The sequence below is a fragment of the Amycolatopsis roodepoortensis genome (assembly GCF_014873915.1).
In the GTDB taxonomy this organism is placed as follows: Bacteria; Actinomycetota; Actinomycetes; order Mycobacteriales; family Pseudonocardiaceae; genus Amycolatopsis; species Amycolatopsis roodepoortensis.
In genome coordinates this window covers 969,655-991,186 of record NZ_JADBEJ010000001.1, presented here as the reverse complement: position 1 = coordinate 991,186, position 21,532 = coordinate 969,655, and the positions used below count along the sequence as shown (strand labels likewise).

The window sequence follows — 21,532 nt, the reverse complement described above, 5'->3', positions numbered from 1 at the left end:
AAAGTGCGGGGTGTCAGCGGCCGAGAAGGCGCTTGACGCGGCCGACGTCGTTCTTGGCGATCTCGGTCGTGCCTTCGAGGCGACGGGTGAGCCTGTTGGACTTCTTCTCCATCAGGTGGCGGCGGCCGGCCTTCTGGCGGCGCAGCTTGCCCGAACCCGTGACGCGGACACGCTTGGACGTCCCGCTGTGCGTCTTCATCTTCGGCATTACGTTGTCCTCTTCCGTGCGGCGGCACACCGGTTTCGCCCGGTGTGCCGCTGACATGTGCTGGTCGGCGCTACGCGTCGGCGGGCGGCTCGGACGTTTCGTCCTTGGCTGCCTTCGCGGCCTTCTGCGGCTTCACGTTCTTGTGCGGGGCCAACACCATGATCATGTTGCGACCGTCCTGCTTCGGCGACGACTCCACGAAGCCGAGCTCGGTCACCTCGTCGGCGAGCTTCTGCAGCAGGCGGAACCCGAGTTCCGGCCGGGACTGCTCGCGACCGCGGAACATGATCGTGACCTTGACCTTGTTGCCTGCCGCAAGGAAGCGCGACACGTGACCCTTCTTGGTCTCGTAGTCGTGCTGGTCGATCTTCGGCCGCAGCTTCTGCTCTTTGATGACGGTGAGCTGCTGGTTGCGGCGGGACTCGCGGGCCTTCTGCGCGCTCTCGTACTTGAACTTGCCGAAGTCCATGAGCTTGCATACGGGCGGGCGTGCCTGCGGGGCGACCTCGACGAGATCGAGATCGTTCTCCTGTGCCAGCCGCAGCGCATCTTCGATCCGGACGATGCCGACCTGTTCACCGGCCGGCCCGACGAGGCGGACCTCCGGAACCCGGATTCGGTCGTTGATGCGTGTCTCGGAGCTGATGGGGCCTCCCTGGTTCGAGGTAAATTCTTCTACCGTTTCGACCTGGTGCCCACATACCTAAGGCCCCGGTACCGTGCGGTACGCGGGGCCCACTCTTTCCGATCGTGTTCGATCTCCAGAACCGAACACACCGCCTCGACGCCCGAAATCGTCTTGGCGAGACCGGACCCGGACACCTGGTGTTGCGGCGGTGACACGGGTGGGAGCGGGGCTCCACTTGCCGCCCCCGATCGCTCGGGGGCTGGTCGCTCGTGGAAGGGTACCAGACGTGTCAGATGAACCCGTTCAGCAGCCCCCGTATTCCCCGGACGTCCGCGACCTGGAGGACATCCCGAGCGTCGAGGTGATCAGCAGGGCGGCCGTCATGCTGCTCTCCGCCGGCGCCGAACGCCTCGGCCTCGCGGACGAGGACCCGGCCAGCTCACCGCACCGCGACCTCGACGAGGCCCGCCGCCTGATCACCGCCCTCGCCGGGCTGGTCACCGCGTCGGCAGAGTACCTCGGCCTGCACGCGGGCCCGTTGCGCGACGGTCTCCAGTCGCTGCAGAAGGCGTTCCGCGAGGCTTCGGCCGTACCGGACGCGCCTGGTCAGGGGCCGGGCGAGAAGTACACGGGGCCGGTCTACTAGCCCTCCGAAGTACATGAAGGCCCCCTTCCTTGCGCCTAGGTACAGGAAGGGGCCTTCATGTACTTCCGTCTCTCCGTCAACTAACATTTCAGATGTGAGTGGGTTAGCGAAGGTATCGAGGTCCCTCCTGAGGGACGAGGCGTACGAGAGCATCCGGCGGGCGATCATCGACGGGACACTGCCGCCGGGGACGAACCTGCGCGACGGCGAACTCGCCGATCAGCTGGGACTTTCCCGGGCGCCGGTGCGCCAGGCACTGCTGAGGCTCATCGAGGACGGCCTCGTCGAGTCGAAGCCGCAGAGCTACACGCGCGTCGCGGGGTTCGTTCCCGACGACGTCCGTGACGCGCTGGAGCTCGTCCGCGCGCTGCACGAGTTCGCCGTCCGGGCGGGTGCCCCGCGGATGGGTCCGGCCGAGGTCGCCGCGATGCGCGCGGCCAACGCCCGGTTCGCCGACGCGATCGCCGCCGGGGACATCGCGGCCGCGATCGCCGCCGACGACGAACTCCACGACGTCCCGGTGGCCGCCGCGCGCAACCGGGCGATCGCCGCGACGCTGGCCCGCTACACGCCCCTGCTGCGACGTCTCGAATACGCCCGCTTCGGCTCCCTGCCCGCCCACCGGTCCGTCCAGCGCCACACGGAACTGGCCGACGCCATCGAAGCGGGCGACGTCGACGCGGCCTGCGCGATCACCGCCACGATCTGGACCGAGCTCGAAGACCTCCTGGAGACGCCATGACCCTCGCGGATTTCCCCCGCTACCCGCTGCTTTTCGGTCCCTCCCCCGTCCATCCGCTGGAGCGGCTCACCGCCCATCTCGGCGGCGCGAAGGTCTGGGCGAAACGCGAGGACGTCAACTCCGGGATCGCGTTCGGCGGCAACAAGACCCGCAAGCTCGAATACCTGGTCGCCGACGCGCTGGCACAGGGCGCGGACACGCTGATCTCGATCGGCGGCGTGCAGTCGAACCACACCCGCCAGGTCGCCGCGGCCGCCGCGCGGGCCGGGCTCAAGGCCGTGCTGGTGCAGGAGAGCTGGGTCGACTGGAACGACCCGATGTACGACAAGGTCGGCAACATCCAGCTTTCGCGCATCCTCGGCGCGGACATCCAGATGGTCGAGGCCGGGTTCGGCGTCGGCTTCAAGGAGAGCTGGGAGAACGCGGTCAAGGAGATCGAAGCCGGCGGCGGGAAGCCGTACGCGATCCCGGCGGGCGGCTCGGACCACCGTCTCGGCGGGCTCGGTTTCGCGAACTGGATGGTCGAGCTCGAAGCGCAGGAGGCGGAACTCGGCGTCTTCTTCGACACGGTGGTCGTCTGCTCGGTGACCGGCAGCACGCAGGCCGGGATGGTCGCCGGGGCCGCGCTTTCCGGTAAGCCGCGCCGGATCCTCGGCATCGACGGCTCGGCGAAACCGGCCGAGACCCGCGATCAGGTCACCCGCATCGCCCGGGCGACCGCCGCACTGATCGGTGCCGGCGAGATCGGCGAGGTCGAACTGGACGAGCGCTACCACGCCGGGATCTACGGCATCCCGGAGGAGTCCACTTTGGACGCGATCCGGACGCTGGCGCGGCTGGAGGGAGTGCTCACCGATCCGGTGTACGAGGGCAAGTCCATGGCGGGGCTGATCGACCTCGTCGCGCGCGGTGAGATCTCGCGGGACTCGAACGTGCTCTTCGCGCACCTGGGCGGGCAACCCGCGCTGAACGGGTACACGAGCGTCCTGTGACCTCGTGAGTGGTAAGGACGGTTCTAACCGTCCTTACCACTCACGAGGCGTGAGGGTCAGTCCGTGACGGCCAGGACGTCGATCTCCACCAGCAGCCCGGCGGGCAGGCCGACGTACACGGTGGTGCGGGCCGGGTGCGGCGCCTCGCCGATCAGCTTGTTGTAGGCCTCGTTGAACGCGCCGAAGTGGTCGACGTCGGTCAGGTACACGCGCACCATCATCGCGTCGGCCAGGCTCGAACCGGCGGCCTCGAGCACCGCCTCGATGTTCTTGAAGGTCTGCTCGGTCTGCTCGGCGACGGTCTCGCCGACGATGGCGCCGGTGGCCGGGTCGAAGGCGACCTGGCCGGCCACCTGCAGGATGTTGCCCTTGCGGACCGCCTGCGAGAACGCGGCCACCGGCTTCGGCGCGTTCTCCGTGCTGATCGCGGTCTTGCTCATTCCAACTTCCCCTTTCGGTTCCCCGTCCATCCACTGTGGACGGAAGCTTCCTCGGCGGCGGCCAGCAGCTCGGGCACGAGCCCCATCAGGCCGTCGTAGTCCAGCAGCACCTTCGGCACCGACACCGACGCGGCGGCGAGCACCACGCCGCCCGGGCCGCGGACGGGCGCGGCGACGCAGTGGATGAAGTCCTCGTGCTCGGCGTTGTCCACCGCGTAGCCGCGGTCGGCGACGAGCGCGAGTTCCTTCTCGTACGCCTCGGGCGTGGTGATCGTGTTCGGGGTGCGGACGAAGAAGTCGATCCGCGAGACCACGTCCGCCTGCTTCTCCGGCGTCATCGCCGCGACGAGCACCTTGCCGACGGCGGTGCAGTGCAGCGGTGCGCGTTTGCCGATGCGGGAGTACATCCGCACCGAATGCCTGCCCTCGAACTTGTCGATGTAGACCACCTCTCCGTCCTCATAGGACGCGAGGTGCACGGTGTGCCCGGTGCGCGCGTTGAGCCCGGCGAGCGCGGACTGCGCGGTGCGGCGGACGTCGCGATCCTCCAGCGCCTGCTGTGCGAGATCGAAGAGCGCGCTGCCCAGGCGGTAGTACCGCTGCCCTTCCCGGCGCACGAAGTGGTGTGCCTCCAGGGTGCGCAGCAGTCGCAGCACGGTCGATTTGTGCACGCCGATCTCCTCGGCGAGCTGGTCCAGCGTCTTCGGCTCGCGGGCCAGCCCGCTCAACAGCGTGAGCGCCCTGTCCAGGCTCTGGCTCATCCGCCCACCAATCCCTTGTCCGTCAGCTTCGCCGCCGCCCATGCTGCCTCATCCGCCCCGAGGAGTGTTTCGACGACGGCCGCGGGCAGCGGCTGCCCCACGTCGTCGTGGGTCAGCAGGGTGGCCGCGGCCTGCAGATGACCGCGTCGCAGCCGCGTCGCGGGGTCGTCGCCGCGCAGGGTCGCGGCGAGGAAACCGGCCGCGAACGCGTCACCGGCGCCGACCGGCTCCACGACGTCGACCTGCAGCGCGGGCGAGAAAAGCGGTGCTTCGTCGCCTTCGATCAACGTGACCCCGCGTGCCCCGTGCTTGACGACCAGCGTCTTCGGTCCGGGCACGGTGGCCCGCAACCGCGCCGGGTCACCGGTCCCCCACACGCGCTCGGCCTCGTCCTCGCCCGCCAGCACGATGTCGGCGCGAGCGGCCAGCCCCGCCAGCACCGACGGGTCGCGTCCGGCCCACAGTGCGGGCCGGAAGTTCACGTCGAACGACACCAGCGTGTCGCCCCGCGGCCGTTCCATCAGCGCCTGCACCAGGTCGAGACAGCCGTCCGACAGCGCGGGCGTGATCCCGGACAGATGGATGACGCGCACGCCGTCGAGGTCGAGTTTCCCCAGGAGCCCGGCGTCCATTCCGGACGCGGCGGAGCCCTTGCGGTAGTAGCGCACGGGGCTGCCGTCCGCTCCGCTCTCCTTGATGTAGAGCCCGGTCGGGCGCGTCGGATCGACCACGACCCCGCTGACGTCCACCCCCGCCGCGCCGATCTCGCGCACCAGCGCGCGGCCGAACGGATCGTCGCCGACGGCGCTCACCCAGGCGCTGGTGAAACCCAGCGCGGGGAGATGGCAGGCGACGTTCGATTCGGCCCCGCCGATGCTCCGCACCCACTTGCGTACCTCGTCGGGCGGCCCGGATTCGGCCGGCACGAACAAGGCCATCGACTCCCCGATGCACAGAACGTGGGGCGCGCTTGTCACCTTCGCGTCTCCTAGTCGTCACGCCGTTGACCTCCAGCGGACCGGATGCTACACCTATCCCACGCAATATGCGCAACGTCCGTTGCAACATACGCAACCGAGGTGAACCTCATGTTCGAAGCCGGCACCATCGATTCCGCCGCGGTCGCGGCCGTCCGGGAGGAGCGCGTCGACTGGCGCTTCCGCTCGGTCGCGCCCTCGCTGTCCGGTCTCACGATCGGCGAGGCCGCCGCCCGGGGCGCCAAGCTGTTCGACGACGGCTTCCTCGGCCCGTTCGTCGTTCTCGACGACGAGGCCGTCGAACACAACCTCCGCACGATGGCGGCCTGGTGCGCCGAACGCGGGGTCGCGCTGGCCCCGCACGGTAAGACGACGATGGCGCCGCAGTTGTTCGAGCGGCAGCTGAAGCACGGCTCGTGGGGCATCACCTGCGCGAACGCCGGCCACCTGCGGATCTACCGCGCGTTCGGGGTCTCCCGGATCCTGCTGGCGAACCAGCTGCTCGACCCGTCGGGCTTGAAGTGGCTCGCCGCCGAGCTGGACGCCGACGACGACTTCGAATTCGTCTGCTGGGTCGACTCGGTCCGCGGTGTCGAGCTGATGACCGAAGCCCTGCGCGGCGCCCGCCGCAAGGTCGACGTGCTCGTCGAACTCGGCGCCGAGGGCGGCCGCACCGGTGTCCGCGACACGGAGACCGCGCTCGCCGTCGCCGAGGCCGCGCACGCGAGCCCCGCTCTGCGGCTGCGCGGATCCGGCGGCTATGAAGGCGCGCTTTCCCACCACACCGACGAAAAGTCGCTCCAGCTGATCAGTTCCTATGTGGACGGTCTACGGGAACTCGTCTTCGCCTTCCACGCCAAGGGCCTGCTCGACGACGCCGGCCAGATCATCGTCACCGGCGGCGGCAGCGCGTACTTCGACCGCGTCGCCGACGAACTCACCAAGGACTGGGGCGACCTGGACGTCCTGCCGATCCTGCGCAGTGGCGCCTACGTGACCCACGACGACGGCTTCTACCGCGTGATCTCCCCGCTCGGCGAGCAGCCGCGTATCGACGGGGTCGCCTCGTTCCGGTCCGCGCTGCGCGCCTGGGCTCAGGTGACGTCGAAGCCGACGGACGAGCTCGCGCTGCTCACCATCGGCAAACGGGACGCCTCGTTCGACGAGGGCATGCCCGAGCCGCGTCTTATCCGCAAGGGTGACGGACCACCGTCCGCGCTCGAAGGTCATTCCATCCAGAAGATGAACGACCAGCACGCCTTTCTCACGCTGCCCGCTTCGTCGCCGGTCGAGGTCGGGGACTGGATCGCCCTCGGGCTTTCCCACCCCTGCACCGTTTTCGACAAGTGGCCCCTGATCCCGGTCGTCGGCCCCGACGGCGAGACCGTGCTCGATTTCGTCCGCACCCATTTCTGATCCGTCCTCCACCGCCGCAGAGGAAGAATCGCCATGGACATCGTTGTCCGCTCCGCACTGGTCGCCGACGGCACCGGGGATCCGCTCACCAGGCACGACGTGGGCATCACCGACGGCCGCGTCGCCAGTGTCGCCGAACCCGGCTCGCTCGCGGGCCGCCGCACCATCGACGCCGAAGGACTCGTGCTCGCGCCCGGGTTCATCGACATGCATTCGCATTCCGATCTTCAGCTGCTCGCGAATCCGGATCACCTCGCGAAGCTCTCCCAGGGCGTCACGACCGAGGTGCTCGGGCAGGACGGGCTCTCCTACGCGCCTGTGAACGACGAGGTCCTCGCGGCGCTGCGCCAGCAGCTCGCCGGGTGGAACGACGATCCGGCGGGCTTCGACTGGAACTGGCGCTCGGTCGGCGAGTATCTCGACCGGCTGGACGCGGGGGTCGCGGTCAACGCGGCCTATCTGGTGCCGCAGGGCACCGTCCGCATGCTCACCGTCGGCTGGGAAGACCGGCCCGCGACCGAAGCCGAGATGAACGCGATGAAGGAACTCATCGCGACCGGGCTGGCCGAGGGCGCGATGGGCATGTCGTCCGGGCTCACCTACACGCCGGGCATGTACGCGACCACCGAAGAACTCGTCGAGCTGTGCCGGGTCGTCGGCGAGCGCGGTGGCTTCTACAGCCCGCACCACCGCAGCTACGGCAAGGGCGCGCTGGAGGCGTTCGGCGAGATGGTCGACGTCTCCCGTCGCTCGGGCTGTCCGCTGCACCTCGCGCACGCCACGATGAACTTCTCGGTGAACAAGGGCAAGGCGCCGGATCTGCTGGAGCTGCTCGATCAGGCGCTCGACGACGGCTGCGACATCACGCTCGACACCTATCCCTACCTTCCCGGCGCCACCTACCTTTCCGCGCTGCTGCCGAGCTGGGCCACCGAAGGCGGCCTCGACGCCACGCTCGCCCGCTTGTCCGATGTGGACACCCGCGAGCGGATCCGCGCCGAGATCGAGGAGACCGGCTCCGACGGCGCCCACGGGGTGCCGATCGACTGGGACGCCATCGAGATCAACGGTGTCCGCCGGGACGAGAACGCCCACCTCGTCGGGCATTCGGTCGCCGCTTCGGCGCAGCGTGCCGGGAAACCGGCCGCAGAGCTGTACTTCGACGTCCTGCTCTCGGAAAAACTCGGCACGTCCTGCCTGATGCACGTCGGGCACGAGGAGAACGTCCAGGCGATCATGCGGCACCGCACGCACACCGGCGGCAGCGACGGGCTGCTCGTCGGCGCGCGGCCGCATCCCCGCGCCTGGGGCACGTTCCCGCGTTACCTCGCACGCTACGTCCGCGAACTCGGCGTCCTCGACCTCGCCGAATGCGTCGCCCACCTCACCGGCCGCGCGGCACAGCGCCTGCGGCTGACCGACCGGGGTCTCGTCCGCGCCGGATACGCGGCGGACCTCGTGCTGTTCGACCCGGAAACCGTCGCCGACACCGCCACGTTCGACGAGCCGCGGCAGCAGGCCGCCGGTATCCCCTATGTCTTCGTCAACGGTGTCGCCGCCATCGACGATGGTCAACCGACCGGCGCCCTCGCCGGCCATTCACTGCGGAACCCCGGGAGTGCCCGATGATCGACTGGCTCCAACACACGACGGGAGGTCTCCTGACCCTCGCCGCCGTCTCGATCGCGGTGTTGTTGTTCCTCATCATCAAGGTCAAACTCGAGCCCTTCATCGCGCTGATCGTGGTCGGCCTGCTGACCGCGCTGGCCGCGGGCCTGCCGGTGGTCCAGATCGTCGGCTCCGCGCAGAAGGCGTCGGATTCCCTGCTGGAAAAGGGTTTCGGCGGAATCCTCGGCCATATCGCCGCGATCATCGGGCTCGGCACCATCCTCGGGTCCATTTTGGAGCGTTCGGGCGGGGCGAAGGTGCTCACCGGCGCGCTGCTGCGGGCCATCGGTGAGAAGCGGGCTCCGCTGGCGATGGGTCTCGCGGGCTTCGTCTTCGGCATCCCGGTCTTCTTCGACATCGGCATCTTCGTGCTCGCGCCGCTGGTCTACGTCGCCGCCAAACAGGGTGGCCGTTCCCTCGTGCTGTACGCGCTGCCGTTGCTCGCCGGGCTTTCGATCACGCACGCCTTCCTCCCGCCGCACCCCGGCCCGGTGGCCGCGGCCGGTCTGCTGCACGTGGAACTCGGCTGGATCATCCTGATGGGGCTGGTGTGCGGTATCCCCGCGTTCCTCGTCGGCGGTGTGCTCTATTCGACGTGGATCGGCAAGCGCGTCGACGTGGAGGTCCCCGCGGAATTCCTGGTCGCCGAGGAGGAAGGCGAAAAGGAGACGAACCCGCCGTCGCTGGGTCTGGTGCTGGCGATCATCGCCGTCCCGCTGGTGCTGATCCTCGCCGGGACGTTCGGCAGTATCTGGCTTCCCAAGGAATCCGCGCTCTCCGGTGTCGCCGCGTTCATCGGCACCCCGGCGGTCGCGCTGACGATCTCGGTGCTGCTGGCGTCGTGGCTGCTGGGCCTGCGCCGGGGCTTGACGGGCAAGGATCTGAGCGAGCTTTCGGCGAAGTCCCTGCGCCCGGTCGCGATGATCCTGCTGGTGGTCGGCGCGGGCGCGTTCTTCGGCGCCGTGCTGGCCGCGACGGGGATCGGCAAGGCCGTCGCCGGCTCGCTCGACAACGCCGGCCTCCCGGTCATCCTGGCGGCGTACGTGATCAGTTGCGGTATGCGCATCGCGCAGGGTTCGGCGACGGTCGCGATCGTGACCACGAGCGGTATCGTCGCGCCGACGGTGGCGACGCTGGGCTATTCGCAGATGCAGCTCGCGCTGCTGGTCGTCGCGATCTCGGCGGGTTCGATCATCGCCTCGCACGTCAACGACGGCGGTTTCTGGATCATCTCGCGGTACTTCAACATGACCGTGCCGCAGACCCTGAAAACCTGGACCGTCTTGGAAACCGTCCTTTCCGTTTCCGGTTTCGGCGTGGCAGCATTGCTCATGGCAGTGGTTTAAACCACCTGACGACTGGGAGAGATCACGATGACCGGACTGGATCGACGCACCTTCCTCGGCGCCGTCGGAGCGGCTGGACTCACCACCGTTCTCGGTTCCCACCTCGCGAACGCTTCCGAACAACACTGCGGACCGAAGGGGACCGGAGCCATTTACGTCAGCAGCTACACCAGTTCCGGGCACGGGCTCGATGTCGCTCACCGGGACACGGCCACGAACGCCGTGGTCGTCGACCGGACGATTCCTGGAGTGAGCAACGCTTCCTGGTTCGACATCAGCGCCGACCGCAAGACGCTCTACGTGACCAACGAGGACGAGAACGGCCAGATCTCGTCGTTCAGCCTGGCCGACCCGGCCAAACCCAAGCTGCTCAACAAGAAATCCGCCAAGGGACAGCACCCGACCCATCTGAGTGTCCACTCGAGCCAGAAGTACGTACTGGCCGCGAACTACAGCAGCGGCAGCGTCGTCGTCCTCCCGATCCTCGCGGGCGGAAAACTCGGCGACGTCGTCGATCTGGCCCAGCACAAGGGTGCCGAGCGGCAGGCGCACGCGCACCAGGTCGTCAACGACCCGACCGGCAAGTGGGTGCTCGCGGTCGACCTCGGCGCGGATTCGGTCTACGTCTACAAACTCGACACCACGACCGGAAAGCTCAAGCTGAACCAGCAGCTGAAGCTCCCGTCGGGCGCCGGGCCGCGGCATCTGACGTTCCACCCGAACGGCAAGTACGCGTACATCCTCGGCGAGCTGCGAGCCGAGGTCACCGTCGCGGCGTGGAACCCGGCAACCGGGAAACTCACCGCCGGACAGGTCGTCCCGGCCGTTCCCGCGGGCACCCCCGGCGAGCAGTACCCGGGCGAGATCACCACGTCCAAGGACGGGAAGTTCGTGTACGCCTCCGTGCGCGGCTCCGACACGATCGCGTCGTTCGGCGTCAGCGAGGACGGAAAGTCCTTGAAGCTGCTGAACAACGCGCCCGTCGGCGGGGTGTACCCGCGCCACTTCACCCTCGACCCGACCGAACGCTGGTTCTACGTCTCGAGCGACAAGTCCGGCACGCTCAGCTGGCTGCCGCGCGATCCCGGCACCGGTCTTCCGGGGGCCGTCGCCGGGAAACTGGCGCTCCCCCAAGTCAATTCCGTCTTTTTCGCCTAAGGAGAAAACCCATGAGAACTCGCGTCCTCATCGCGGGCCTCGCGGCCGTCGGCCTCGTGGCGGGCTGCGCGCCCGCCCAGAACACGCCGGCCGCGAGCGGCGGTGACGAGAAGACCGGCACGATCCGCGTCTGGCTGTTCGACGAGGCCAACCGCGCGCCCAAGGAGGCGGCGGTCAAGGAGGCGATCACCGAGTTCAAGGCGGCGCACTCCGGCGTCGAGGTCGACGTCCAGTGGATCCCGGTGGAAGGTCGCGCCGACAAGTTCTCCGGCGCCTTCAACGATCCGGCCAGCGCGCCGGACGTCGCCGAGTTCGGCAACACCGACGTGTCCAGCTACGCCGCCACGGGCGCGCTGGCCGACCTGACCGGCGATCTCTCGTCGTGGAAGGAAGGTGCCGACATCCTGCCAGCGGTACTGGAAACCGCGAAGTCCGGCGGCAAGACATACGGCCTTCCGTGGTTCACCGGTATCCGCGCGTTGTACTACCGCACCGACCTCTTCGCCGAACTCGGCCTCAAGCCGCCCACGACGCTGGCTGAGCTGACCGAGACCGCGAAGACGATCCGCGCCAAGAAGCCGGAGCTGTACGGCATCTCCGTCGGTGGCAAGTACACCTACGCGATGCTGCCGTTCCTGTGGGCGCACGGCGGCGAGATCGCCAAGGAGGACAGCGGCAAGTGGAAGTCCACTGTGGACTCCGAGCAGGCCAAGGCAGGCGTGACCGCGTACGCGAACCTGCTGAAGGCGGACATCTGCCCGCCCGAGCAGTGCGCCAACCTCACCGGCACGCAGAGCATCACGGCGTTCGCCGGCGGCAAGGCCGGGATGTCCATCGGCGGTGACTTCAACCGCAAGGCTGTCGAGGCGGGTCAGGTGAAGGGCAAGTACGCGATCATCCCGATCCCGGGCACCGAGGCGGGCAAGATCGCCCCGGCGTTCGCGGGCGGCAACCTCCTCGGCGTGTTCAACGCGACCAAGCGCAAGAGCCTCGCGGTCGAGTTCACCCAGCTCCTCGGTGGCGCGAAGTACCAGGAGAAGATGTACGTCGCCATGGGCAACCTGCCCACCCTCGGCAGCGTCCAGCAGAAGCTCGCCGCGAGCGACCCGTCGGTCAAGCCGTTCGTCGACACGCTCACCGCGGGCACGAAGTTCGTCCCCGCCACCGCGGCGTGGTCGAAGATCGACGCGCAGAACGTCCTGCCCACCGCGATCCAGCAGATCGCGACCGGCGGCAAGGATCCCGCGACCGCGCTGACCGCCGCGGCCGCCGAGATGAACAAGGCGTTCGGCTAAGTGGTCACCAAGGAGATCCCCCGCACCACGGCTCCGGCCGTCCCGGCACGGCGGTCGCCCCGCCGTCGCCGGGACGGGCGGGCCGCCCTGCTCTACCTGGCGCCCGGCGGCATCCTGCTGCTGGCGATGCTGGTGTACCCGATCTACCAGCTCGTCCTGATCTCGTTCTACGACTACGGCCAGCCGCAAGCGGTCGGCAACGCTCCGCTGGTGTTCCTCGGCTTCGGCAACTACGTCGAACTGCTGGAGAACCTGCAGTTCTGGGAGGTGCTGGCCAAGACCCTCGGCTTCACCGCGGTCTGCGTCGTCGGCAGCCTGGCGCTCGGGACGGGGCTCGCCGTGCTGGCGACCCGGGTCCGCGCGTGGGCGCGGGTCCCGCTGTTCCTGGCGGCGCTCGCCGCGTGGGCGACGCCGGCGATGGCGGGTTCGTACGTCTGGCTGTTCCTGTTCGACGCGGACTTCGGCCTGGTGAACGAGGTGCTCTCGGGCATCGGCTTCACCGGGATGGCGAACCACTCTTGGACGTTCGACACCTACAGCACGTTCGGCCTGGTGGCCGCCGAGGTCATCTGGTGCTCGTTCCCATTCGTCATGGTGACGATGTACGCGGGGCTCAAGGGCGTACCGGAGGAGGTCGTCGAGGCCGCGTACCTCGACGGCGCGTCGACCTGGCGCACCACGTGGTCGATCACGCTGCCGATGGTGCGGCCGCTGCTGACCATCGCCACCATCCAGTCGATCATCTGGGACTTCAAGATCTTCACCCAGATCTACGTGATGACCAACGGCGGCGGCGTGGCCGGGCGCAACCTCGTGCTCAACGTCTTCGCCTATCAACAGGCCTTCGCCGGACAGGAATACGGTCTCGGCGCGGCGCTCGGAGTCGTGATGACCTTGCTGCTGTTGTCCATCACCGGGCTGTACGTCCGGTCGCAACGCCGGAGCGCGGGATGGGTGTGACCGCGGGCCGCCGGGTCCACAAACCCGGGAGGCTGATCGCCGAGATCATCTGCGTGGTGATCGCGGGGATGGTCGCCTTCCCGGTGTACTGGATGGTGCTGTCGGCCTTCAAACCCACCGGGCAGATCCAGGCGGAGAACCCCCGGCCCTGGACGCTCACACCGACACTCGAACACTTCGAACGGGTGCTGAGCGGCGAAGGTTTCGCGATGTTCTTCCTGAACAGCGTGATCGTGGCCGTCGTGGTGGTGGCGTTGTCGCTGCTGCTCTCGTTCCTTTCCGCGGTCGCGCTGACGCGGTTCAACTTCAAGGGCCGGACCGTGCTGCTGGTGATGGTGCTGGTGGCGCAGATGGTGCCGGTCGAGGCGCTGACCATCCCGCTGTTCTTCCTGATGCGGTCGGTCGGCGACGTCGCGCCGGCGTTCGGCACCAACCACCTCGGCTCGCTGATCCTGGTGCACCTGGCGTTCAGCCTGCCGTTCGCGATCTGGATGCTGCGCGGTTTCGTCGCCGCGGTGCCGCAGGAGCTGGAAGAGGCGTCGAAGATCGACGGGGCGAGCCGGATGCGGTTCACCTGGCAGATCCTCTTCCCGCTGGTGGCGCCCGGCCTGGTGGCGATCAGCGTGCTGGCGTTCATCCACGCGTGGAACGACTTCCTGTTCGCGAAGACGTTCATCATCTCCAACACCGAGAACCAGACGCTCCCGCTGGCGATCCTGGTGTTCTTCAAACCGGAGGACACCGACTGGGGCGCGGTGATGGCGGGTTCGACGCTGATGACCATCCCGGTGCTGGTGTTCTTCATTCTCGTGCAACGACGACTCGTGTCCGTCATGGGCGGCGCGGTGAAGGGTTGACATGCCTGGCTTCGAAACGTTGCTCCCCCGTCCCGTCTCGGTGGAACCCTTGCCGGGACAGTGCCCAGTACCGTCCGAAGTGGACGTGCGCCGCGACGATCTCCTGCCCGCCGAGGGTTACCGGCTGGAGATCGACCCGTCCGGCGTGACCCTGCACGCGGCCGACGCGGCGGGCGAGTTCTACGGCCGCCAGACGCTCCGGCAGCTGATCGGGCCGGACGCGTTCCGGGCCGCGCCGATCCACAGTGGACAGCAGACCATCCCGTGCGGTGTCGTCACCGATCACCCCCGGTTCGGCTGGCGCGGCTGTTTACTGGACGTGGCAAGGCACTTCCGGACCAAGGCCGAAGTGCTGCGGTTCATCGACCTGATCGCCGCGCACAAGCTCAACGTGCTCAACCTGCACCTGACCGACGACCAGGGCTGGCGGATCGAGATCCCCGAGTTCCCCAGGCTGACCGAGGTCGGCGGCTGGCGGAAGTCGTCCATGGTCGGACGGCACGACGGTCCGGAACGGGACGGACGGCCGCACGGCGGGTTCTACACGGCCGACGATCTCCGCGAGATCGTCGCGTACGCCGCCGCGCGCTCGGTCACGGTGGTCCCGGAGGTCGACATCCCCGGGCACGCACGGGCCGCGATCACCGCGTACCCCGAGCTCGGCCCGGAAACCGGCGAGCCGTGGGAGGTGTGGACGAGCTGGGGTATCAGCACGTCGTTGCTGAACACGGAACAGTCCACTCATGCCTTCTTCAAACGCGTCTTCGACCATGTACTGGAGATCTTCCCGTCCGAGGTCATCGCGCTCGGCGGTGACGAGGTTCCCGGCGCGACCGAGGAACACGGCCGGTTCGTCCGTGAGATCGCGCGGCACCTGGTCGATCGGGGGCGTCGTCCGCTCGGCTGGGACGAAGTGCTCGAAGCGGACGACCTGCCGCCGATGGTCATCGGCTCGTGGCAGAGCGAAGCGGCCGGCGCCCGCGCGGCGGCCGCCGGGCACGACGTCGTCATGTGCCCCGAGGAGCACGTGTACCTGGACCACCGGCAGTCCGACCACCCGGACGAACCGATCCCCGTCGGGTACCTGAGCACGCTGGAGAGCTTCTACGGCTATGAGCCGGTGCCCGCCGATTTCCCCGAGGGGAAGTCGATTCTCGGCGCGCAGGCGCAGGTGTGGTCGGAGCATCTCGACACCGTGCGGCGGGTGGACTACGTCGCGTTCCCGCGTCTGTGCGCCTTCGCCGAGGTCGCGTGGAGCGAGCCGGACGGGCGGGACTACGCGGAGTTCCTGCCGCGTCTGCGGGACCACCACCTGCCCCGGCTGGACGCGCTGGGCGTCGAGTACCGGCCGCTCGACGGGCCGCATCCCTGGCAGACGCGGCCGGGCGTGCCCGGTCGACCTCGGCAGCGGTGAGTACGTGAAGGCCCCCTTCATTGCGCCTAGCGCAGTGAAGGGGGCCTTCACGTACTTGGGGAAGATGTGAAGGTCGAGTTTCCTCGGCTGAGCCGAGGGAAGGGGTCCTTCACGCGCAGCCGTTGTGACTCCTGATGCGTATGTGACACATGTGGCGATCACCAAGTCCGTGAAGATCAACCGCGGCCTGCCTTGCACCACGCGCGGGGGATCAGGCCATCATGGGGTGATGAGTGATCAGTGGGTCGACGCCTCCCAGCTTCCTGAAGAACTCGTAGCGCTCATCGACACCCTCCGCCCTGGCGAGAACGTGCTCATCACCCGGAACGGCGAGACCATCGGGACGATTTCCGCCGCTGCCCGCGAAGAACCGGCGCGTTCGGCGGACTCCGACGACATCACGGTGGTGGCCACCGCCATGAAGCTGTCCGCGACGGCCCGGGATGCGCTGTCCGAGCGGCTCGGCCCCGGCTATCTCGTGCTGGACCTGCGTTCGGCTCCCCCGACCGTCGACGTCCTGCTGGTCCCGCCGGGCAGCCCGCAGTTGATCGGCAACTTCCGCGCGCTGTATCCGAAGGCCCGGATCGTGATCACGGAGATCGAGGACGCCGAGCTCGGCGTCAAGTACGAGGGTCCGGTGCGCCGTCTGCTCGACGCCGGCGCGGAGGCGTACCTGCCGTCGAGCACCATCCCGCGGCTGGCGGAGCAGCTGGACCGGACCATGACTCAGCTGAACCAGCTCACCGGTGACTCATCGGTCCCCCTGACCATCGAAGCGCCGGGAGGTCGCACGCTCGAGTGATCAGCGAGCGCCGAAGTCACCGAGATTCAGCGAGCCCACGTGGTCGTTCCAGCTGTCCCAGAAGACCTTCTTCTCGGAAGCCCGGTAGTGATGCCGGTACCCCATCAGCTCGCCGCAATCGAAGCTCTCCTCGACGAGATCGGGTGTGCCGAACACGTCGAGGAAGTCGTCACGGGAACGCAGGTACCCGAAATGGGCGAGAAGACCGCGTTCGCCGCCGTACATCGCGAAGCCGACGACCGTCCCGCCGACGATCCGGTAGCTGAACTTGCCGGGAAAGTGAACGACTCCCTCGGTTTCGACGGCGTTCTCGACCACCTTTTCCCGGGAGAGGGGCTCACCGTCCGCGCCGTAGTACTCCGTTTCCCTGCCGCTTCCGGCGATCGCGCGGTGGACGATCGGAGAGAGCGTGACCTCGATGACGCTGCCCCGGGCGACGGTATCGGCGGCCTTCGACCCGAGGCGGGCACCGGCGAGGCTCAGGCCGCGCGGGTCGAGATCCGGCCGGGTGAGGACGTCGAGGTCGTCGAGTATCTCGATCACTCGATGAAGCGTAGGGCAGGCGGCCAGGCGACCTCGACGAACCGCGGCCGATAGATCCGCGCGTCCGCGATGTTGTCGGCGTGATCCAGGCTGTTCACGTTGTACGACACCGTGAGCCTCCCGGGACGGCTCAACTGCGGATGCGCCGTCGCGTCGTAGACGATGCGCCGGTCACTGGCTTCGGGTGCCCGGTGGAGCACGACAGGATCCCGGAACGGGCCGGTCGGCGAACTCGCGGTGTAGGCGAGCATCACCGGACTGAAGCCGGGGCTGGTGTCCATGGTGATCAGCACGTATTCGCCGCCGACGCGGTTCACCGAAAACGCCGTCCCGACCCCGGACAGCATCCGGGCCGAGTCCTCCTCACGGGACGACCAACCGGCGCCGGTCCAGAACCGCCAAGGTCCGCGAAGGCCCCCAGTGGGCACCCTGGCGAGCCTCAGATGGCCTTGTTCGGCACCGTAGATGTAGGTGTATCCGCCGTCTTCGAGCAGCTCCGATCCCCACGCGACCTTCTCGCTCACCGGGATCACCAGCAGCTCGGACGGCGTCAGGGCGGGCAGCCGGAACGTGGCCAGCGACGTCCCGGTGCTCCGGAAGTCGAGGCCGCCCGGACCGGTCGTCCGGTATCGGTTGTAGAGCACCCGCAGGACGTCGCCTTGGACGACTCCGTCGCCGACCCAGTAGTGCTCACCGGAACCCGCGAGCCCGATCAGCGCCTCCGGCTCGTCCGGGGTGCCGCCGTGCAGCGTCTCCCCCAGCGTGCCGTCGGGCCGCTGGACGACCAGGGTGTTACGGGCGATCGGGCTGTCACGGGGGCGGCTGTGGTCGGGATTCACCGTGCCGAGGAACGTGTCCGAGAACAGCCATGCGGTGCGGCCGTCGGGCAGCGGGACCGATACCGTGCGATCCCCGCCGGTCCAGTGGCCGCCCTGATCGCCGTAGTCGTTCCAGAGCTCGTTCAGCCCGGCGACGGGAGCGACCGGCGGCGGTGCGGACGCGATCCCGCTGCTCGCCACCACGGCGCTGAACAGCAGCGCGGCCGGTACGAGAATCCTCGACGCCCGGCGCATCGGATCATGCTAAAGGCGACGGGGATTTTGTACGACCCTTGTGCGCCAGGTGATTACCGTCCGCGGGATGTCCTGGAAACTGCTTTCCGTTGCCGTGCTCGCCGCCGTCGCGTGCACCGGGTTCACGACGGCCGAAGCCGCCTCGAAGACCTACTACGTCGACCAGGTCTCCGGTAGCGACAGCGCGAGCGGCACTTCGCAGCAGACTCCGTGGAAGTCCCTGGCGAAGGTCTCCGCGACCACGTTCGCCGCGGGCGACACCGTCCTGTTGCGTCGCGGCGGCGTCTGGTCCGGTGGTCTCACCGTCAAGGGCTCGGGTGTCACGGTCGGCGCGTACGGCACCGGCGCGCGGCCTGTCGTCAAAGGCAACGCCGAGGCGTGTGTCGACCTCCCTGGAAACGACAGCGTGGTGAAGGACCTGCAGATCGGCGTCGCGGCCGACGCGGGACGCTGCTCGTGGGCCGGGGTGAAGGTGTCCGGCGATCGCAACAAGGTGCTGTCGAACCTGATCACCGGTGCCGGCGCCGGCGTGTACATCGCGCCGTCGGCCGACCGCACCGAGGTCACGCAGAACGACCTCGTCGACAACAACCACATGACCGTGGTGACGCCGGGCGGCAACGACGACTCCGGCGCGTTCGCCGTGCTGGTCCAGGGCAACGACTCCGACATCGGCTGGAACCGGATCAGCGGTTCGATCGCGAAGGCCGACGACTTCGGCGGTCTCGACGGCGCCGCGGTCGAGATCTTCTACGGCTCCCGGAACGTCATCCACCACAACATCTCCGAGGACAACGAGACCTTCACCGAGCTCGGCACGGACGCACAGGATCCGGACGGCGTCTCGACCGGCAACGTCTTCGAGTACAACGCGATCTTCGGCGCCAAGACGCGCGGCGGGATCATCACGCGCGGCGCGGAGGACGGCAACGGGCCGGTGCTCGGTACGGTGTTCCGCAACAACTCGCTCCGGCTCCCGAACGCCGAGGCGGAGGGTTTCGTCTGCTACGGCGGCTGCACGAACCGGATGCTGACGATGACGCAGAACGTCGTCCATGCGGCGTACAAGGTCGGCTACGCGGACGCGACGTTCACCGCGACCGACCACAACGTGTACTTCGGCGGGCTCCGGCAGTTCACGCCGGGCGCGACGGACAAGGTCGCGGATCCGAAGTTCACCTCGGCCACGAACCTGATCCTGCAGGCGGGAAGCCCGGCGATCGACCTCGGCACCACGAAGTACGACGACCGCGACGTCGACGGCAATCCCGTGTACTCCGGCGCGGCGGTGGACGCGGGCGCCTACGAATTCTCGTGAGTGGTGAGGACCTGGGGGGTGCTGGAGGCGGTGTCGCGAAAGCCACTTTCGGGACACCAGACGTCTCGAAAGTGGCTTTCGCGACATGCTCAGCCGAGCCCTGCACCCTTCATGCACCCGGGCGGACGAGGAACACCGGCACCGAATGGGTCGAGTCTCGTGAGTGGTGAGGACGGTTCTAACCGTCCTTACCACTCACGAGGGACCCGAAAGCGTCAGTTGTAGATGCGCTGCATGACACCCGCCGCGACGAGCCCGTTGGCCCACAGCGAGTTCACCCGCGAGACCTCCTGGGCGTTCGGCTTCGCGTTGGTGCAGGACGGGCCGGGGCCGCCGCCGGACATCAGTTCGGAGCACGGGCCCTGGTAGTTGTCCGGCAAGCCGAGCGCATGGCCGGTCTCGTGCGCGGCGATCCGCGTCTGGTCGTACTCCCGCGCCTGCGTGTAGTCGATGAAGATCGTGCCGCGGCCGTGGCCGTCGGTCTCGGCGTACGAACCCGAGGGGTCGTTGCCCTCGGTGTAGCGCAGGGTGGCGCCCGACGAGCTCTCCTGCAGCTTCACGTTGGACACCGAGTTGTTCCAGTTCGCCACGCCCGCCTGGATGGCGGCGCGGAAGCTGGGCGCTCCCGAGGCGTCGTAGTAGACCGTGGTCGCCGCCGCGGTCTGCTGAGCAGGCTGGACCGCCGCCGTGGCCTGGCCCGCGGTGACCGGGACGGCCAGCAGCGCCAAGCTCACGGACGCGGAGACGAAGAACTTCCTTGCCATGGACCCACTCCTTGTCAGGACAACGGAATGGTTCGTGAATTTAGAAGTCCCGGCCAGGGCACGGCACCAACTTTCGTCGCTTCCGACAGCTGGTGATTTACCAACACTTCTGCCCTATTGACATGCACGTGTTCGCATATGATCATGCCGGGCTCAAGGCCGGAGCACCAGCTTTCCCGACGTCGCCCGCGCCTCGAGTTCCGCGAGCGCCTTCGGCCCGTCCGCCAGGTCGTACACCGTCGGCGTCCCCGGCACGCAGACCCCGGCCGCGATCAGGGCACGCAGTTCGTCCATCAGCTCCGCGAAGATCGCGGGCGCGTGCTCGATCAGGACGCCGAGATGCAGCCCGATCACGTGGATCTGATGCCGGAAGTTCAAGTCCCGGTTGGTGATCGCGACCTCTCCCCCGGCGACGCCGTAGACCACGACGCGTCCGGTGACCCGCTTGGCCGCGGCCAGACCGGCGGAGAAAGCCGCGCCGCCCACCGATTCGAGCACGAGGTCCACCTCCCCCGTCTCTTCGCCGTAAGCGATCACGCGGTCGGCGCCCTGCGCCCGCACCGAGTCGTGCTTGCCCGGCGACGCGGCGCCGATGACGGTCGCCCCGTAGTGCTTGGCCAGCCGGACCACGGCCTGGCCGACCCCGCCCGCCGCCGCCTGCACCAGCACGGTTTCGCCGGCGGCCAGCCTGCCCAGCGGTTTGAGCGCGGCGAGCGCCGTGACCCAGTTCAGGATCAGCCCGATCGCCTGCTCGTCCGACCAGCCGCCGGGCACCGGGACCGCGCCGGACGCGGACATGACCATGTACTCGGCGAAAGCCCCGCCGCCGGTTCCGACAACGTGGTCGCCGACCGCGGGCGTGGTCACCCCTTCCCCCAGAGCCACGACCTCGCCTGCCGCCTCGAACCCGGCGACGTACGGGGCTTCGGGGCCGCCCTCGTACGTGCCCCGCGTCTGCATGACGTCGGCGAAGTTGACCCCGGCGGCGGTGACCTTCAGTAGGATTTCACCTGGTCCCGGCGCCGGAACGGATGCGTCGGTGATCAGGTGGAGATCTTCGGGACCGTTCGTGGAGTTCTGTCGCAGCGCGCGCATCGAAGTCATGTCCGCACGCTAAAACCCTCACATTTGCGTGAGGGTCAAGTCGCGGAGGTACGCGTCGAGGGCGTCGCGATTACGGGTCATGAGCGCGATCCTTCGATCGAGCACTTCCCGCTGCCGCGCGACCTCGCCGATCATGTACTCGCACGGCTCCTTCGGCCGGACCTCCTCCGGTCCGTCGAGGTACGGCAGGACTTCGCGGATCAGCCGCACCGGCAGTCCGGCGTCGAGCATCCCGCGGATCTGCAGGACGGCCTCGACCGAGCCTTCGCAGAAGTCGCGATAGCCGTTGCCTTCGCGTCCCGGGCTGATCAGGCCCTCTTCCTCGTAATAGCGCAGCGCGCGGACGCTGACCCCGGTCTTCCGCGCGAGTTCGCCGATCTTCACGATCCCAAGGTAGCCCGCGGGCCGCGGTATAGGTCG

The 21,532-nt window shown here is 68.3% G+C and carries 23 protein-coding genes; 13 read left to right on the top strand and 10 right to left on the bottom strand.

The window, feature by feature from the left end:
* Positions 1–13: 13 nt before the first annotated feature.
* Both rpmI and infC read right to left on the bottom strand, forming a co-directional pair.
* A complete protein-coding gene (rpmI, locus tag H4W30_RS04760) occupies positions 14–208 on the bottom strand; it encodes a 50S ribosomal protein L35 (protein ID WP_007028043.1) in 195 nt (64 codons plus the stop codon).
* A 70-nt stretch (positions 209–278) separates the two neighbouring features.
* Positions 279–854 (bottom strand): translation initiation factor IF-3, encoded by a 576-nt coding sequence (gene infC / locus H4W30_RS04755; protein ID WP_063273553.1) that lies wholly within the window; start codon positions 852–854, stop codon positions 279–281.
* Between the two features lie 268 nt (positions 855–1,122).
* Here infC and H4W30_RS04750 point away from each other — a divergent pair, with 268 nt between their 5' ends.
* The 3 genes from H4W30_RS04750 (at position 1,123) to H4W30_RS04740 (ending at position 3,216) form a co-directional block, all read left to right on the top strand.
* On the top strand, positions 1,123–1,482 hold the full coding sequence (locus H4W30_RS04750; RefSeq protein ID WP_005163289.1) for a DUF1844 domain-containing protein: 360 nt from the start codon (positions 1,123–1,125) through the stop codon (positions 1,480–1,482).
* Between the two features lie 94 nt (positions 1,483–1,576).
* A complete protein-coding gene (locus H4W30_RS04745; RefSeq protein ID WP_192741663.1) occupies positions 1,577–2,224 on the top strand; it encodes a GntR family transcriptional regulator in 648 nt (215 codons plus the stop codon).
* Positions 2,221–3,216 carry a 1-aminocyclopropane-1-carboxylate deaminase gene (locus H4W30_RS04740; RefSeq protein WP_192741662.1) on the top strand — a complete coding sequence of 332 codons (996 nt, stop codon included), beginning with the start codon at positions 2,221–2,223 and terminating at the stop codon, positions 3,214–3,216. Before H4W30_RS04745 ends, H4W30_RS04740 begins: the two co-directional genes overlap by 4 nt.
* A 56-nt stretch (positions 3,217–3,272) precedes the next feature.
* Here H4W30_RS04740 and H4W30_RS04735 read toward each other — a convergent pair whose 3' ends face one another.
* The 3 genes from H4W30_RS04735 to H4W30_RS04725 are packed head-to-tail and all read right to left on the bottom strand — an operon-like array spanning position 3,273 to position 5,355.
* Positions 3,273–3,656 (bottom strand): RidA family protein, encoded by a 384-nt coding sequence (locus H4W30_RS04735; protein WP_063271836.1) that lies wholly within the window; start codon positions 3,654–3,656, stop codon positions 3,273–3,275.
* Positions 3,653–4,417: an IclR family transcriptional regulator gene (locus H4W30_RS04730; RefSeq protein WP_192741661.1), complete on the bottom strand. Its 765-nt coding sequence runs from the start codon at positions 4,415–4,417 to the stop codon at positions 3,653–3,655. Before H4W30_RS04730 ends, H4W30_RS04735 begins: the two co-directional genes overlap by 4 nt.
* Positions 4,414–5,355, bottom strand: coding sequence for a sugar kinase (locus H4W30_RS04725; protein WP_378233859.1), 942 nt, complete (start codon positions 5,353–5,355; stop codon positions 4,414–4,416). The genes H4W30_RS04730 and H4W30_RS04725 overlap by 4 nt, the downstream gene beginning before the upstream one ends.
* Before the next feature lie 150 nt (positions 5,356–5,505).
* Between H4W30_RS04725 and H4W30_RS04720 the strand changes: the two genes are divergently transcribed.
* The 9 genes from H4W30_RS04720 to H4W30_RS04680 all read left to right on the top strand — a co-directional run bounded on the left by H4W30_RS04720 (position 5,506) and on the right by H4W30_RS04680 (position 16,310).
* A complete protein-coding gene (locus H4W30_RS04720; protein WP_192741659.1) occupies positions 5,506–6,810 on the top strand; it encodes an amino acid deaminase in 1,305 nt (434 codons plus the stop codon).
* A 33-nt stretch (positions 6,811–6,843) separates the two neighbouring features.
* Positions 6,844–8,439: an N-acyl-D-amino-acid deacylase family protein gene (locus H4W30_RS04715; protein WP_192741658.1), complete on the top strand. Its 1,596-nt coding sequence runs from the start codon at positions 6,844–6,846 to the stop codon at positions 8,437–8,439.
* Positions 8,436–9,824: a GntP family permease gene (locus tag H4W30_RS04710; protein ID WP_192741657.1), complete on the top strand. Its 1,389-nt coding sequence runs from the start codon at positions 8,436–8,438 to the stop codon at positions 9,822–9,824. Before H4W30_RS04715 ends, H4W30_RS04710 begins: the two co-directional genes overlap by 4 nt.
* Before the next feature lie 27 nt (positions 9,825–9,851).
* Entirely contained in the window at positions 9,852–10,982 is a 1,131-nt protein-coding gene (locus tag H4W30_RS04705; RefSeq protein ID WP_192741656.1) for a lactonase family protein, read from the top strand.
* Positions 10,983–10,993: 11 nt separating this feature from the next.
* The gene (locus H4W30_RS04700; RefSeq protein WP_192741655.1) at positions 10,994–12,277 is read left to right on the top strand and encodes an extracellular solute-binding protein; all 1,284 of its coding nucleotides are present in this window, start codon (positions 10,994–10,996) and stop codon (positions 12,275–12,277) included.
* A complete protein-coding gene (locus H4W30_RS04695; protein ID WP_034321570.1) occupies positions 12,278–13,237 on the top strand; it encodes a carbohydrate ABC transporter permease in 960 nt (319 codons plus the stop codon).
* Entirely contained in the window at positions 13,228–14,094 is an 867-nt protein-coding gene (locus tag H4W30_RS04690) for a carbohydrate ABC transporter permease (RefSeq protein WP_126734061.1), read from the top strand. Before H4W30_RS04695 ends, H4W30_RS04690 begins: the two co-directional genes overlap by 10 nt.
* Position 14,095: 1 nt before the next feature.
* Entirely contained in the window at positions 14,096–15,508 is a 1,413-nt protein-coding gene (locus tag H4W30_RS04685) for a beta-N-acetylhexosaminidase (RefSeq protein WP_192741654.1), read from the top strand.
* Between the two features lie 229 nt (positions 15,509–15,737).
* Positions 15,738–16,310: a hypothetical protein gene (locus tag H4W30_RS04680; RefSeq protein WP_192741653.1), complete on the top strand. Its 573-nt coding sequence runs from the start codon at positions 15,738–15,740 to the stop codon at positions 16,308–16,310.
* On the opposite strand, the gene H4W30_RS04675 is transcribed toward H4W30_RS04680, so the two are convergent.
* Positions 16,311–16,853 carry a hypothetical protein gene (locus H4W30_RS04675; protein WP_192741652.1) on the bottom strand — a complete coding sequence of 181 codons (543 nt, stop codon included), beginning with the start codon at positions 16,851–16,853 and terminating at the stop codon, positions 16,311–16,313.
* The gene (locus H4W30_RS04670) at positions 16,850–17,926 is read right to left on the bottom strand and encodes a DUF5005 domain-containing protein (protein WP_192741651.1); all 1,077 of its coding nucleotides are present in this window, start codon (positions 17,924–17,926) and stop codon (positions 16,850–16,852) included. The genes H4W30_RS04675 and H4W30_RS04670 overlap by 4 nt, the downstream gene beginning before the upstream one ends.
* 67 nt (positions 17,927–17,993) lie before the next feature.
* Here H4W30_RS04670 and H4W30_RS04665 point away from each other — a divergent pair, with 67 nt between their 5' ends.
* The gene (locus H4W30_RS04665) at positions 17,994–19,244 is read left to right on the top strand and encodes a choice-of-anchor Q domain-containing protein (RefSeq protein ID WP_192741650.1); all 1,251 of its coding nucleotides are present in this window, start codon (positions 17,994–17,996) and stop codon (positions 19,242–19,244) included.
* A gap of 215 nt (positions 19,245–19,459) precedes the next feature.
* Here H4W30_RS04665 and H4W30_RS04660 read toward each other — a convergent pair whose 3' ends face one another.
* The 3 genes from H4W30_RS04660 to H4W30_RS04650 form a co-directional block, all read right to left on the bottom strand.
* On the bottom strand, positions 19,460–20,008 hold the full coding sequence (locus H4W30_RS04660) for a snapalysin family zinc-dependent metalloprotease (protein ID WP_126734066.1): 549 nt from the start codon (positions 20,006–20,008) through the stop codon (positions 19,460–19,462).
* Between the two features lie 153 nt (positions 20,009–20,161).
* Positions 20,162–21,112, bottom strand: a complete 951-nt coding sequence (locus H4W30_RS04655; protein WP_192741649.1) for an NADPH:quinone oxidoreductase family protein — start codon at positions 21,110–21,112, stop codon at positions 20,162–20,164.
* 18 nt (positions 21,113–21,130) lie between these two features.
* Positions 21,131–21,496, bottom strand: coding sequence for a MerR family transcriptional regulator (locus H4W30_RS04650; RefSeq protein WP_192741648.1), 366 nt, complete (start codon positions 21,494–21,496; stop codon positions 21,131–21,133).
* Positions 21,497–21,532 lie beyond the last annotated feature (36 nt).